At 34.9% G+C, this 15,047-nt stretch carries 14 protein-coding genes and 1 pseudogene; 4 read left to right on the top strand and 11 right to left on the bottom strand.

Features of this window, described 5'->3' with window-relative positions; genetic code table 11:
* Nucleotides 1–103 precede the first annotated feature (103 nt).
* The 5 genes from argC to fahA form a co-directional block, all read right to left on the bottom strand.
* Nucleotides 104–1,081, bottom strand: a complete 978-nt coding sequence (argC, locus tag DB895_RS05575; protein ID WP_116724376.1) for an N-acetyl-gamma-glutamyl-phosphate reductase — start codon at nucleotides 1,079–1,081, stop codon at nucleotides 104–106.
* Nucleotides 1,074–2,267, bottom strand: a complete 1,194-nt coding sequence (locus DB895_RS05580) for an argininosuccinate synthase (RefSeq protein ID WP_116724377.1) — start codon at nucleotides 2,265–2,267, stop codon at nucleotides 1,074–1,076. The genes argC and DB895_RS05580 overlap by 8 nt, the downstream gene beginning before the upstream one ends.
* A gap of 96 nt (nucleotides 2,268–2,363) precedes the next feature.
* Nucleotides 2,364–2,981: a GNAT family N-acetyltransferase gene (locus tag DB895_RS05585; RefSeq protein WP_116724378.1), complete on the bottom strand. Its 618-nt coding sequence runs from the start codon at nucleotides 2,979–2,981 to the stop codon at nucleotides 2,364–2,366.
* Nucleotides 2,982–3,434: 453 nt separating this feature from the next.
* Nucleotides 3,435–4,616 carry a hypothetical protein gene (locus DB895_RS05590; protein ID WP_116724379.1) on the bottom strand — a complete coding sequence of 394 codons (1,182 nt, stop codon included), beginning with the start codon at nucleotides 4,614–4,616 and terminating at the stop codon, nucleotides 3,435–3,437.
* A 238-nt stretch (nucleotides 4,617–4,854) separates the two neighbouring features.
* On the bottom strand, nucleotides 4,855–6,138 hold the full coding sequence (fahA, locus tag DB895_RS05595; RefSeq protein WP_116724380.1) for a fumarylacetoacetase: 1,284 nt from the start codon (nucleotides 6,136–6,138) through the stop codon (nucleotides 4,855–4,857).
* 110 nt (nucleotides 6,139–6,248) lie between these two features.
* Between fahA and DB895_RS05600 the strand changes: the two are divergent.
* Nucleotides 6,249–6,374: pseudogene (locus DB895_RS05600) on the top strand (hypothetical protein); the annotation flags it as partial.
* A gap of 31 nt (nucleotides 6,375–6,405) precedes the next feature.
* On the opposite strand, the gene DB895_RS05605 reads toward DB895_RS05600, so the two are convergent.
* From DB895_RS05605 to DB895_RS05630, 6 genes are all read right to left on the bottom strand, one after another.
* Nucleotides 6,406–6,861: a hypothetical protein gene (locus DB895_RS05605; protein ID WP_116724382.1), complete on the bottom strand. Its 456-nt coding sequence runs from the start codon at nucleotides 6,859–6,861 to the stop codon at nucleotides 6,406–6,408.
* A gap of 65 nt (nucleotides 6,862–6,926) precedes the next feature.
* Nucleotides 6,927–7,289: a hypothetical protein gene (locus tag DB895_RS05610; protein ID WP_116724383.1), complete on the bottom strand. Its 363-nt coding sequence runs from the start codon at nucleotides 7,287–7,289 to the stop codon at nucleotides 6,927–6,929.
* Nucleotides 7,290–7,417: 128 nt separating this feature from the next.
* A complete protein-coding gene (locus tag DB895_RS05615; RefSeq protein ID WP_116724384.1) occupies nucleotides 7,418–7,891 on the bottom strand; it encodes a DUF3592 domain-containing protein in 474 nt (157 codons plus the stop codon).
* Nucleotides 7,869–8,420, bottom strand: coding sequence for a WG repeat-containing protein (locus tag DB895_RS05620; protein WP_116724385.1), 552 nt, complete (start codon nucleotides 8,418–8,420; stop codon nucleotides 7,869–7,871). Before DB895_RS05620 ends, DB895_RS05615 begins: the two co-directional genes overlap by 23 nt.
* 44 nt (nucleotides 8,421–8,464) lie before the next feature.
* Nucleotides 8,465–9,157: a DUF6498-containing protein gene (locus DB895_RS05625; RefSeq protein ID WP_116724386.1), complete on the bottom strand. Its 693-nt coding sequence runs from the start codon at nucleotides 9,155–9,157 to the stop codon at nucleotides 8,465–8,467.
* Nucleotides 9,158–9,363: 206 nt separating this feature from the next.
* Nucleotides 9,364–11,229 carry a T9SS type A sorting domain-containing protein gene (locus DB895_RS05630; protein WP_133242646.1) on the bottom strand — a complete coding sequence of 622 codons (1,866 nt, stop codon included), beginning with the start codon at nucleotides 11,227–11,229 and terminating at the stop codon, nucleotides 9,364–9,366.
* 1,225 nt (nucleotides 11,230–12,454) lie between these two features.
* Here DB895_RS05630 and glyA point away from each other — a divergent pair.
* From glyA to DB895_RS05645, 3 genes are all read left to right on the top strand, one after another.
* A complete protein-coding gene (gene glyA, locus DB895_RS05635; protein WP_116724388.1) occupies nucleotides 12,455–13,729 on the top strand; it encodes a serine hydroxymethyltransferase in 1,275 nt (424 codons plus the stop codon).
* A gap of 94 nt (nucleotides 13,730–13,823) precedes the next feature.
* Nucleotides 13,824–14,417 (top strand): tRNA-(ms[2]io[6]A)-hydroxylase, encoded by a 594-nt coding sequence (gene miaE, locus DB895_RS05640; RefSeq protein ID WP_116724389.1) that lies wholly within the window; start codon nucleotides 13,824–13,826, stop codon nucleotides 14,415–14,417.
* A 12-nt stretch (nucleotides 14,418–14,429) separates the two neighbouring features.
* Nucleotides 14,430–14,927, top strand: a complete 498-nt coding sequence (locus tag DB895_RS05645) for a GNAT family N-acetyltransferase (RefSeq protein WP_116724390.1) — start codon at nucleotides 14,430–14,432, stop codon at nucleotides 14,925–14,927.
* The last annotated feature ends 120 nt before the right edge of the window (nucleotides 14,928–15,047 follow it).

Genomic DNA, 15,047 nt, shown 5'->3' on the forward strand with positions numbered 1-15,047 from the left:
CCCTCCGAAGGAGGGGGGATAAAAACGTACAACGAGGGGAATTGCTTTTATATGTTTATAATTATTTATTAGTTGCTCAACTCCCTCCCCTTTGGGGAGGGGATTAAAATCCGCTTGGTTTCAAATGCAATCCTGTATTTTCTTCCAATCCAAACATCAAATTCATATTCTGAATGGCTTGTCCCGAAGCTCCTTTTACTAAATTATCAATAATAGAAGTTATCAATAATCGGTTTCCTTTTTTCATTAAACTGATAATACATTTGTTCGTTTGCACCACTTGTTTCATATTAATGGCTGTGGTGGTAACGGTTACGAAGGGTTGATCTTTGTAAAAAACTTCGTATTTTTTCACTATATCTTCTAAACTTTCTTCGATAGTTGTATATAAAGTGGCGAAAATTCCTCTGGCAAAATCGCCTCTGTTCGGAACAAAAATTAATTCGTTTTTATATGTTGCTTGCAATTGATTCACACTTTGGTTTATTTCGCCCAAATGTTGATGATCAAAAGCTTTATAATGCGACATATTATTCGATCTCCAACTAAAATGTGTCGTTTCAGAAGGCGTAACTCCTGCACCAGTACTTCCTGTCGTGGCATTGATGTGTACGTCGGTTGTCAATAAATTGGCTTTCGCCAAAGGCAATAAAGCCAACTGAATAGCAGTTGCAAAACAACCTGGATTGGCAATATAATTCGCTTTTTTTATCGATTTTTTATTCAATTCGGGCAAACCATAAACAAAAGATTTTCCGTCGAAATCTTTGTCTTTTGTTAAACGAAAATCATTTCCTAAATCGATGATTTTGGTATGGCTTGCAAATTGATTTTGTTCTAAAAATGCTTTTGATTTTCCGTGACCTAAACACAAGAAAACAACATTTACATTGGGATTCACGGTGTTGGTAAAATTCATTTCGATATCGCCAAGCAAATCGTGATGTGCTATCGAAAGTGGTTTTCCAGCATTTGTCGTGCTATATACAAAATCGATTTTGGCATTGGGATGAAACATCAATATTCTGATGAGTTCGCCAGCCGTGTAACCTGAACCGCCAATTATTCCAATATTAATCATAGCTTAAATCATTTACTGATGAAAATATGTTTTGTGCATTCCCTAAAATCTTGATAAATCCTTTTGCATCATCTGATGTCCAAGCGTTGTTCATTTCTCCGTATTGACCAAAACCAGTATTCATCAAATCATTTTTCGATTCGATTCCGTCAAGCGAAAAATGATATGGTTTCAAGGATACGGTTACGGTTCCGTTTACCGTTTCTTGAGTCGATTCAAGGAAAGTTTCAATATTTCTCATCACAGGATCAAGGAATTGTCCTTCGTGAAACAGCATTCCGTACCAATTTCCCAGTTGTTCTTTCCAGTATTGTTGCCATTTACCAAGCGTGTGTTTCTCTAATAAATGGTGTGCTTTGATGATAATTAAAGGAGCAGCAGCTTCAAAACCAACTCTTCCTTTGATTCCGATTATGGTATCGCCAACGTGAATGTCTCTACCAATGGCATAAGCAGTAGCTAGTTTTTCTAGAGCCACAATATTGTTGGATGGTTTGTCTTTTTTACCATTTACGGCAACTAATTGTCCTTTTACGAATTCTAAAGTTACTTTTTCTTCGTCTTCTTTTTGCAATTGCGAAGGATAGGCTTCGCTAGGAAGTGGAAGGTTTGAAGTTAATGTTTCTTTTCCTCCAACACTGGTTCCCCACAATCCTTTATTAATGGAATATTGTGCTTTTTCCCAAGAATATTCTACGCCATTGGCTTGTAAATAGGCCACCTCTTCTTGTCTTGACAATTTCAAGTCACGAATAGGAGTGATGATTTCAATTTCGGGAGCAATGGTTTGGAAAATCAAATCAAAACGAATTTGGTCGTTTCCAGCTCCAGTACTTCCGTGAGCAATTGCATTAGCCCCAACAGATTTTGCATATTTTATGGCTTCCATAGCTTGAAAAACACGCTCCGCACTTACAGACAATGGGTAAGTGTTGTTTTTCAATACATTACCATAAATTAAATACTTAATAGCTTTATCATAATATTTGTCAACGATAGTCAAATTAGCGTGTTTTGCACTACCCAATTCGTACGCTCTTTCTTCGATTGCAGTTAATTCGGCTTCATCAAATCCACCGGTATTTATTAATACGGTATGAACTTCATATCCTTTTTCGTTTTTTAAATATTTAAGACAATATGAGGTGTCTAATCCTCCGCTGTATGCTAAAACTACTTTTTTCATTTTTTTAAGTTTTTGGCTAATCGCTTTTGGCTAATCGCTTTGTTGTTATTTAGTTTTTAGAGGCTAATGGCTAAATGCCAAAAGCCAATGATGTAATTATTTTTTTAAGAAAAGTGCTTGTTTTATTTCTTTTAGTCTGTTCCAAATCCGGACGTTGAAAGGATGTTTTGGCGGGTTTTTTGGTTTTTCTTTTGGATCATAAAGCATTCCGGTACATAAGCACATTTTATTGTCTTTGCTTTGCAATATTTCAAAATTCGTACAGGTTTTACAACCTGCCCAAAAACTTGGGTCGGTCGTTAATTCAGAGAACGGAACGGGTTTGTATCCTAAATCGGAATTGATTTTCATTACCGCTAAACCAGTCGTGATTCCAAATACTTTGGCTTCTGGATACTTTTTTAAGGAGTAATCAAAAACGAATGATTTTATTTTTTTGGCTAAGCCCAAGTTTCTGTAATCGGGATGCACTATTAACCCAGAATGCGCCACAAATTTGCCATGTTGCCAACTTTCAATGTAGCAAAAACCAGCAAATTTACCATCGATTAAAGCAATGACAGCATCTTTGCTTTCCATCTTTTTTTGAATATATTCAGGAGTTCTTTTAGCTATTCCTGTTCCCCTCAATAAGGCAGATGTTTCAATAGTATCGCAAATTTCCTGCGAATATTTATAATGCTCTTCCTGAGTTATAACAATAGAGATATTCATTTCAAGAGTTGAAGTTAAAGTTAAAAAATAAAATATTTATTGGTTGTAATAGATTGATTTTACGCAAGTCAATTGTGCCAAAATCACAACAGATTATTCTCGAAAAAATTAAAGAGTAAGCGAATAATTCGAAAATAATAAGATTTTTAGTGTCTAGTAACCGAATCGTAAACAGTGATGATTTCAAAATGGTAAGAATGAAAATGAATAAAAATAAACAAACACTTTTTGGAAACTATTATAGCATCCGTACTTCGGGAGAAGCGGTAGGTTTATTAATCCTCGAGATAGAAGTTATATGTAAACTTGTTATATTCATCGGCGCAAAATTACAATTATTAAATTAAAACAACACGTGTTTTATGTTATGTAACAAAATTTTAATGAAATGTTAGGTTTTTTTATTGAATTCCTTAAAATTAAATAGGGTTTAATGGGGTTCAATGTTGATAATCAGTTTCTAATGGAATTTTTACCTATGAGATCTTTAAGTTTGGTTTTTAAATTTTCCCCTGTGTTGTAAATCATTTGCTCATTAGAGGGAAATGGCACCGCTTTTTTATCGAAAAAGGGACGGTAAATGTCATCCAAAGCACGTTTATCTCCGTCATAAGTTGCGTACCCATTTTCAAAAACAAACTCACTAGTCAAGGGGAAAGTCTGAATCAATTGATTGCTTCTGAAATCGATATAATCTACTTTTGCTCCAATTTGACTGGTTTTAAATTGCTTAAATTCATAAATCCGTACAGTTACATTTCTAAGGTTATCAACCATGACAACTTTACCAGAATTATCAACGACCTCTTTTCCATTAGCATCCAATAGCTTTTTTTGTCCATCTTTTATTTGCCGTTCTTTGACAAATTCTTTTTCTTTGATTTGTTCCGGAGAAACATTTATTTCTCGAAAACTAACCATCATTCCGTAATCGTAATTTACTCCTTTTTGTTTGCTGCCGTGATAAACAGTCCATTTATTATTTAATTCATAAGTATTGAAATCTAATAAATCGTTAAGCAGACGAGTAGGGATTACCATGTTGGTCTCGTTTTTTGTATAAACACTAACATAATCAGTGCCTTTATAATGTGCCTCGTCTATTAGTTTTAAAACGTTTTTATAATTGGGATTTATCTGGTTTAAATACATCAAATCGTCATAGGCTTTTCGAATATTTATTTTATCAGAAGACAACATCAATGACTTGGCATTTAACAGTAAATAATTAGATAACGCATTTTTGCTGTCAACAATTTGAGAATTGTAATTTTCAAATGGGAATTGTGCATTTCTGTTGTCTTTCAATAACTTTAATGGAAGCAACGGTTTTATCTTTTCCTGACGGTCGTTTAATTGCAAGTAGATATTGTAATTTTTTTCAAGGTTTGCAGGATTCTTGTCTTTACCTAATAAATTTAGAGTGTTCAAATCGCGTTCTTTTGCTTTTGCAAATGCCTCTTCGAGTAAATAGACATAATCTTGGTTTCCTTTTTTATCTTTATTGGAACGCAAATTTGAAATTGCATTGGTAATGGCCTCATCATAATTTCCAGAACTCAATAAATTTTGAGTTTGTTTCACTCCGCAGGAGGCCATCAATAGAAAAACAAAAATAAAGGAGATTTTTTTCATATGTAGATAATATTTATTTTTTAAAGAAATGTGTTATGCTTCGCCTTTTCGCAAGCTCGGGTCTCCAATCTTCATGAGGGTTTGTGATTTTGAATCATGGTGATTTCACACTAAAAATATTTTACAAACGTACTATATAATTTTTAAAATTGGGAATTAGTTTATTAGACTATAGCTATTTTTCGGAAGCAAAAAAAAATCCAACAAAAAAATGTCGGATTAAGAATTAAAATAAGGTCTATTTCCTCACAAACGGAGGAAGCAATTTGCTGGAAACTTCTCCGAAACCCAATCGAACTCCGTTAGTTTTACAAAAACCTTTAATGATTACGGTATCGCCGTCATTTATAAATTTACGTTCTGTTCCGTCGTTAAGTGTAATTGGTTTTTTCCCTGCCCAAGTTAATTCAAGCATGGAACCAAAACTATTGGGAGTAGGACCAGATATAGTTCCTGAACCCATCATGTCTCCGGAATTCACGCGACAACCATTGGATGTATGATGTGCCAATTGCTGGCTCATTGACCAATACATGTATTTATAATTGGAATTAGAAACTACAGTGGGCTCACCATTTTCAGGTTCAATAGCCACTTCAAGATTAATGTCAAAGGCATGTCGTCCTTTTTGTTGTAAATAGGGCAGTGGATTTGGATCTTGTTTTGGTCCTTTGGTCCTAAAGGGCTCTAAGGCATCCATGGTAACAATCCAAGGCGATATTGAGGTGGCAAAGTTTTTGGACAAAAACGGACCAAGGGGTATATATTCCCATTTTTGAATGTCCCGAGCACTCCAATCATTTAATAAGACCATTCCAAAAATATAATCCTCGGCCTCATATACGGGGATGTTTTCTCCCATAACATTGGCATCGGTAGTAATAAAAGCCATTTCCAATTCAAAATCAATCGATCTTGACGGGCCAAAAACGGGTGACTCTTCTCCATTGGGTAATGTTTGTCCCATGGGTCTGTGTATAGGAATTCCGGATGGGACTATTGTAGAACTTCTGCCATGATATCCTACGGGAATATGCAACCAATTGGGCAACAACGCATGTTCTGGATCACGAAATAACATACCCACATTTGTAGCATGTTCTTTGCTGGAATAAAAGTCAGTATAATCGCCTATCTGAACCGGTAATTGCATTTCTACATCTTCCATTTTACAGATCACAATAGCGCGGTGTTCTTTATTGTCTCGCAACTCCGAATTGTTGCTGTCAAAAATAGTGGCAATCCTATTCCGAACCAATCGCCATGTTTTTTTGCCATCTGAAATGAAATCATTCAAGGTGTCTTGCATGAACATGTCATCTGTCAATTCGATGCCTTTAAAATAGTTCAACTGCTGTAGAGCCCCTAAATCAATGGCATAATCACCAATGCGGGTTCCAATGGCAATGACATCCTCTTTTGTTATAAATACTCCAAACGGAATGTTTTGTATAGGAAAATCACTGTCTTGTGGCACGTCTAACCAAGACATTCTTTTGGGGTTATTGGCTGTTATCGGCATTTTATATGTTGATATTATGTTGAAAATTCATTTACCAAATATATCATTATATGTCAATTTAACAAACTGTTTTTCGTAATTTTGCATAGTTTTTAACGAAAAATAATAAAATGCAACACGACCAACAAATTTTTGATTTAATTCTTGAGGAACAAGACAGACAAATTCACGGAATAGAACTTATTGCTTCGGAGAACTTTGTGAGCGACCAAGTAATGGAAGCTACAGGAAAAGTCTGCATTCGTTTGAATGTTTACTCAACCTAGATTAATTAGTGGCGGTGTTCATTTTTCTAATGCAGATTCCTAAAATACTTCCTGTAACAAGGGTGGGTAAAAATCCAAACAACACTATCCAGAAAAAAGGTTTTACATAATAATCAATTGCAGCTTCTTCGACATTATCTTGACCTAAACCATCAATGCATTTTTGCAAAAAGCCAACAGTTGAACCTATAAAAATTCCAAAAAACAAAATTAAAAACAGCCCAATAGCACCTGTTATAACAGCATTAGTTTGACGGACATTTATTAGATAGTCCATTTTCTTGGCGATGAAATTGCCTGTAAAATATAGACCCACTATTCCGAGCGCGAAATTCAGTGGGAAATCAGTAATCAGGCCTTTTAAATCCCTGAATCCATACATCTTTATAATAATTAAGGCAGCAATCAATAGATTTATTGTGATACAAACTTGAGTTATTTTTACGGCTTTTGTCATGTTTTTTAAACGGATAATTAATTAATAAAACGTTGTTTAGTACATATATAAACTCATCTAGAAAGTCAAAGGCTTGACCAATTCTTTAAAATCCACCACAATACAATAAACATCATCAATGTAAAAAAACCAAAAAATGCTGGAACTAGAAATATCTCATCCCATACATTTACCACAGCACTGTGAGGTTTGTTTAACGGATAAATAACCTCGACTGCTTCACCCGGTTTTAGGCTTGTGTATGGTCGAGTTAGTGCTCTTTTAATACTTATAGTAGCTCCTGTCTTATCTTCAAAGGTAACATATACATGATTTCCTTTTTTATTATAAACTTCTAAAGCTCCGAAGGTATCGTCCTCCTCATCGACATGACCAATAACCTTAATGCCATGCGCACACAAATCTAGTCCTTCCTTAAGTAAGGACATAGGTAGCCATAATACAGCCAGGAATGGCCAATGATAAAATGCAAAGCATAGGAAAACGAACCGGGTTCAAATTAAAATGAGAAATCAGTTTGGGTAGTAAATGTAATGGGTCATCATAGGTATTGCCATTAATAAGAATAAAGGAAATCCAGATTATTAATGTAAGCAAATCCAAATACAACCCCTGCTGGAATTAATGGCAGTTCTTCCCAAGACAAGATTTGGGTGTCTTTTGGGTTTGACATATCATAAACCAGTTTCACAGAATCTCCTACATGTATTGATGGCAATGTGACAGCCGATCTGCCATCAACGGTTATTTTTTCTCCTGTTAAAGTGTAAAATTCAATCTGAGGTGTAAGCAACGGATTTGCTTCTTCGGAATAACGATTGTTGCTCAATGCCGTTACTGGAGTCATACCAATGACAGTACCTTCCGTTCTGTGTCCTGTAATAAGGAGTTTAACAGGACTCAATAAAATAAGGAACGTTAGCACAATAAATAATAACTCAAAAAAGCTAAATACCCATGCCATTGCGCTTGTATACATAATTTTAGATTTTAGATTTTGAGTGCTTTTAACCGATTTTGATTTTGTCATTCCGCTTTTTTTTCGGTTTCTCCATTTTCTGTCCCTTTTTGTCAATGTAATACCAATGGTCACTCAACCAAGTTTGATGTTCGCCGTCTGATTGCGTTTTGCAATCGGTGCTTACTTTTGCATTACCCTTTTCAAAAGGGAAAGCGCAGTCAAATTGCGGACGAATCACCACCGCACCAGTTGCAGCGTCGGCATAGCCTATCTTCTTATTGGATTCAATCCTGAACAGCCCTTCTGAAGGTTCATCAGGTCTATTGTCGAATATAAATACATCATATAGTACATTTTGATTTCGATCTATCGCGACCATTCCTGATTTTGTAATAGCAACGATTGCATACGATTTAAAAGTATCGGTAAAACACATTTGATATTTCCCCTCGGGAATTACAATCTCGCCTTTTTGGTTTTTAAATCCGCAGGCACCGGATGTACTGTCTTGAAAAGATATTAGGTAATCGTCTTTCTTTACCGTGTGCTGGCAACAGGACAGTATTAGTATCAAAAATAGAATCGCAAATGCTCTCATAATGTTATTTGGTTTAATTTCACATAGGTATCAAAATCATGGGATTAATGCAAGCCCATTTTTCCTGGTTTCAGTTTGGCTAAAAAAAGAGCAATTATTTGAGGATACATAAGGTCTACATACATCTTAATGCCTACAAAAACAATCAGCACAGGATAGCCATTGCCGGTTATGTCAAAGATAAACCCGCCAAACATAACCACGATCTGCTGCAAAATAACGCGCGGGTAGGGCTCAAACATTTGATGCCTCATGGTACGCTTACTATAAATTCCGTTATAAATAAACCCCATTGTAAAGTCTAGTGTATTCTTAAGCAGGAAAGCGGCAAGAGCAATAAGATAAGAGCGCTGATTTATAATACCGCTCACGGTTTGAAATAAGTCATTATCGAAGAATATCCCTAATTGTATCAACACAAATCCGTAAAAATGAACAAGAAAAAACGGAATCAGCCAAAGACCTGCTGGATCATGGAGTTTTATATCTCGAGTGCCATAGCAATGAATTACAAGCATCCGAAATACATTAAATAAGCCTACGATAATAGTTTCCAAGGCATAACAAATAAAAACACTCTCTGGCTCCCATCCCAAAAACACCACGCCCATAACAGGGAAGAGATTCCAGAGAATAATTGGAATTGAGGCCTTATCCAATTTGGGCTTGGGAAGTGATGAAAATTTATTTTGATCCCATTTACTGTCGGGCTTTATTGTTTTATCGGCAGTTTTCATTGATACTGTAATACACTATTGTAATTTATAAGCTATGATTATTAATAACTAAAATCAGAAACTTCTCTTATTTCTCCCCTTGTTTGTTATTTGTCATTTCCTTATTTGCAGTGGAAGTAAAGGCTCTTTTTTGCTGCAATGACTTGGTGAAAAAAAAGCGCAAACCTTTTTTGATTTGCGCTATCTAATTAATCCATTTTTCTTCTTTATTCCTTAATTATTTTCTCAATACTGCTTCCATCGCTCGTTGTTACTTTCAGGAAGTAAACGCCGTTTTGCTTATTAGAAATATCAAGTAAAGCTGAAGGTTTATTTTCAATTATAATCTGCAACAACCTTCCCTGAATATCAAAAATCTGTATTGATTTTATATCAGTTTTTGAACTTACGTTAATATTATTTCTAGTCGGATTTGGGTACACTCTTATCGTGTTATCTCTAACAAAGCTTGCGCTATTTAGTGTTGCAAAGGTAGAAGACGCTGTATTAGTGGTGATAGGAAAATTAAAGTCAAAATAAATGTTCGCAGTATTTTCAACAACAGCTCCTGTTATTAATGTAGGTAAGGTTTTTATTTTGAACATAACATTCCCGTGGCTTAAAGTTGGAGCTGAAACGGTAGGAGGTAAGTTGATGGCTTCAAAGATAAATTCAACTACATTTCCAGTAATTTTTGTACTTACAGGATGTGAGGAATCCATCAATTGAAGCGTACTGATGTCAAATTTAGTATCATCTATGACATCTTTTACTACAATATTTATAGCATCAGCAGTACCCGTATTTTCGAAATTGATGTTGTAATGCAAATATTCTCCAATATTAGAAGGCTCGATTACATCGCCCTCTAGACACGTTTTGTCGTTAGGATCATATGAATTTACCACGGTTTGGTGAAAGATAAAATTATTATCCGGCGGGGTAATATCAGTTGCTATGGGATCAATAGTAGCGGTATAAGTTAAAATATCGCCTCCAATTACAGGATATAAAGGATCCGTTGGAGTATTGATATTTAAAGTAAATGTAATTACCCGTGTTTCAAGTGGTAATAAATTAGTATACTGCCAAACTAAAGGGTTATTAGGTAAAGAATAGATAGGTGGCGTTGCTGAAATAAAATGTGTTCTTAGATCATCGTAAACAAGATTTATGAAGTCAGACACTATTATTTGATTCCCTTTATTTTTATAAATTAATTTGTATGTGGCATCAAAACCCGGGCGTGCCTGACCTATTGGCATCAATATAATTTCAAGATCAGGATTAACGCCTACTGCAGATATACAAAAATCCTGAGTTTGTGCACTTGTAATACTGGTAAAGGTTGCAGAGGGTGGTGTAACTGCAAAAATTGCAGGATTGTCAAAATAAGGTGTTATTGTTACACTAGACGCACCTGATTGAGCGACATTAAAATTGTAATCACCCAGAGTATTTGTAAAAGTTGCCCCGCTTATGGGGTTGCCATCAGTAATATTGATTTTTACGTTATTGATGGTTGGGCCACATCCTGTGCTTGGGTCAAAACGTGTTACACCAGTAATGGGATAAGATACACCACCTGGTGTAAATGAACAATAAGAATTGATATTAATGTTAGAATTGTTGCCTACAGCGGTACTTAAAACACTCTTTATATAAGGAAGGTTACTGTCGTCAGCACATATATAACTCAAGACTGGGTTATTAGTTGCATCAAAATTAATAAGAGTATTTCCATTTTTAAGATTTACAGAAGTTAAAGATCCATTCGTGTACAAGAATACTTGAAGTTGATTTAAAGGATTAGTACAACTCGTTAAATCTAATGTAGTTAGGCCAGTACCCGCCAGAGTTATACCAGAAAGATTTGGCAAAGTACCTAGAATGAGATTTGTCAAATTATATCCATAAACAGCTAGGGAATTAAGATTAGTCATACCACTCACGTCAATAGATGTAAATAGTCCCTGACCATCTCCCCCGCAAGATAAATCGGTTAGATTAGTTAATTTAGTAACGTCTAAAGCTGTTATAGCAGTGCCAGAACATAATAATACAGTAAGATTTATAGTATTGGTGAAATCCAAAAAAGATATTTGAGTACAATTAGTACAACTCAATGTACTTAAGTGTGTTAATGGAAGTAAATTTAATACTTGAATGTTATTATAACTACAGATCAAGTCTGTTAATAAAGTTAGGTTAGAAACCTCAAGAACATCTATAAGATTATAATCGCATCTTAAACCAACAAGTTTTGTTAAATTTGTTACATCTAAAACTTTAATTTTGTTGTAGTTGCAATCTAGAGAGGTCAAATTTATCAAACTATATACGTTTAAGACTGCAATTTTATTACTGTTGCATTTCAGATAAGTCAAATTTGTTAAATTGTCCACACCCAAAAAAGTAAGATTATTAAAAGAACAATCTAACCAAGTAAGATTTGTGAAATATTCAATGCCAGCTACATCAGTAATACCTAAATTGGAAATGTCCAAAGTTGTAACCGCCAATGCTTCATTAGTATCTATTAGACCATCAGGAATGGAGGAAGGACCAGTGTATCATAACCAAGAGCAATTAACTTTGCCAAAAAAACAGCATTAGTAATGGGAACATTCGTCGCATTCGCAACCCCGCCAATAAGCAATAAAAGAAGTAGAATTTTTTTCATTTTGTTTGAGTTTTAAAATTTGTTTATAATTATAGAATAGTATGCTTGTTGTACGGTTTTGTCCTATATTAGGTATGTAGGACTCTTTCAATAACGCTATTTTGGACTTGGGATCCGAACCGGTATGCGAATGCTATTAAAATAGGGTAGTTTACAAACTAGTCAACTACATGGGTGTAACTTTGTTAAAATAACCCGTTGGGTATAATTCAAAATTGTTTAATTTTTAGCCACATAGAAACATAGATTTTATGAATTTTGAAAGGCGTTTCACTTTATTTGAGAAAAACATAGCCATGTGAACCCAAGTATTGGGCTATCCAACTCTTTTTTTCTATGTTTCTATGTGGTTCAATTTTTTATTTATTCTATAATTTAAATTTTCATCAATTACACCCAACGGGTTAAAATAGTATTTTTTAACTTAATTGTTTTACTGAACAAACATTAAAATAATTCCAAATATAAAAAAAAAAGCATACTGATAAGAAAATAATTATTTTTATTTCATTCTTTTTTATAAAATTATTTTCAAAGTAAATAAAACTCAATGTGTTCATCAAAAATTTTATTATATGTCAATTTAACAAACTGTTTTTCGTAATTTTGCATAGTTTTTAACGAAAAATAATAAAATGCAACACGACCAACAAATTTTTGATTTAATTCTTGAGGAACAAGACAGACAAATTCACGGAATAGAACTTATTGCTTCGGAGAACTTTGTGAGCGACCAAGTAATGGAAGCAGCAGGTTCATGCCTAACTAATAAATATGCTGAGGGTTACCCAGGCAAGAGATATTATGGTGGTTGTGAAGTAGTGGATGTTGTGGAGCAAATTGCCATTGACAGAGCCAAAGAATTATTTGGGGCTGAATATGCTAACGTACAACCACACTCTGGTTCACAGGCTAACACAGCTGTTTACCACGCCTGTTTAAAACCGGGGGATAAGATTCTTGGTTTTGATTTGTCACACGGAGGACATTTAACTCATGGTTCTCCAGTAAATTTTTCAGGAAGATTGTATAGCCCCGTTTTTTACGGAGTAGAAAAAGAAACCGGAAGATTCGATTATGACAAAATTCAGGAAATAGCTACTAAAGAGCAGCCAAAATTAATCATTGCTGGAGCATCCGCTTATTGCCGTGATATGGATTTTGAGCGTTTCAGAAAAATTGCCGATAGTGTAGGTGCTATTTTATTGGCAGATATTTCACATCCTTCCGGATTAATCGCTAAAGGTTTGATGAATGATCCAATTCCACATTGTCATATTGTAACCACCACAACTCATAAAACATTACGCGGGCCAAGAGGTGGATTGATTTTGATGGGTAAAGATTTTGAAAATCCATTTGGCCTAACAACACCAAAAGGGGAGTTGCGAATGATGTCTAACTTATTGGATTTAGCCGTTTTCCCTGGAAACCAAGGAGGCCCGTTAATGCACATCATTGCCGCTAAAGCAGTTGCTTTTGGTGAGGCTTTGACAGATGAGTTTTTCCACTATTCCATGCAAGTACAAAAAAATGCTAAAGCCATGGCAGAAGCTTTTATGAAAAGAGGGTACGATTTAATTTCTGGAGGAACTGACAACCACATGATGTTGATTGATTTAAGAAATAAAAACATTACGGGTAAAGAAGCTGAAAATGCTTTAGTTAAAGCGGAAATCACAGTAAATAAAAATATGGTTCCTTTTGATGACAAATCGCCATTTGTGACATCAGGTATTCGTGTAGGAACTCCAGCAATCACGACTCGAGGTTTGGTAGAAGCAGACATGGAAACGATTGTTGCCCTTATCGATAAAGTTTTGATGAACCATACAGATGAAGCCATCATTGAAGAAGTTGCCGATGAAGTAAACGAAATGATGGGCGAACGAGCCATGTTCGTTTTCTAAAAAACAATTTATTTCAAAGACAAATTTCACTTCTTTTCACTTCTCATAACGTGTTAATTAGTGGAATTTGTCTTTTAATTTTAATGCCAAATTTATGTCCGTTTTAAGATTAAAGTTACCAACCGATCCGAGATGGGTTAATATTGTAGATAAAAATATTGAAGAAATCCTTACCGATCACGCCTGGTGTGAACAAAAAGCGGCATCGAATGCGATTACTATCATTACCATCAATTCAGAATATCCTGATTTAGTTTCGGATATGTTGGCTTTGGCTAAAGAGGAAATCGAGCATTTTCAGATGGTGCACGACATCATTAAAAAACGCGGATTAACTTTAGGGCGAGAACGCAAAGACGAATATGTGGGCGAATTGGCGCAGTACATGAAAAAAAGCAACAACGGCAGCCGAGTTTCCGGTTTTGTAGAAAGATTGTTGTTTTCGGCCATGATAGAAGCTAGAAGCTGCGAACGTTTTAAAGTGCTTTCTGAAAATATGGAAGATCCTGAATTGGCTTCTTTCTACAGGGATTTAATGGAAAGTGAAGCGGCACATTACACTACTTTTATTACTTATGCCAGAAAATACGGTCATGGAATTGACGTTGAAAAACGTTGGAGAGAATGGATTGAATTTGAAGCATCGGTAATTGCTAATTACGGCAAAAGGGAAACCATTCACGGATAAACTGAATCCTAAATGATAACTATTTCCGAAGCTACAGCACGAGATTTCAAGACCATTCAAGAAATCGTCCATATAACGTGGCCACATACTTATGGCGGAATTATTTCGGATGCACAAATAGCGTATATGCTGGATTTGATGTATTCTGAAGGAGCATTAAGCGAAAACCTAAATCAAAAAAAACATCGTTTTTTATTGGCCACAGAAAATTCGGATTGTTTGGGTTTTGCTTCCTTTGAACATAATTATAATAATGAAAAGGGGACACATTTACATAAACTGTATGTTCTTCCTGAAGCACAAGGACTGGGAGTAGGGAAGCTCTTGATGGATGCTGTCGAAAATAGCGCCAAAGAAAATCATTCGATATTTATTTCATTGTTTGTAAATAAATTCAACAAAGCAATCGCTTTTTATCAAAAAAACGACTTCAAAATTGTGTCTGAAGTATGTCTGGAAATTGGTCAAGGGTATGTCATGGATGATTATAAAATGGAAAAACAATTGTAAAGAGGTATTGAATTCATTTTGGACTTAATCCCTTCTAAACTTTTATAAAAAAAGAATGTATCGAGATGTAATTCTTTTAAAAAATACCCCGATACATCCTTCGTTATTGAAAATGCCTTC

This window comes from Flavobacterium psychrotolerans (assembly GCF_003097635.1).
In the GTDB taxonomy this organism is placed as follows: domain Bacteria; phylum Bacteroidota; class Bacteroidia; order Flavobacteriales; family Flavobacteriaceae; genus Flavobacterium; species Flavobacterium psychrotolerans.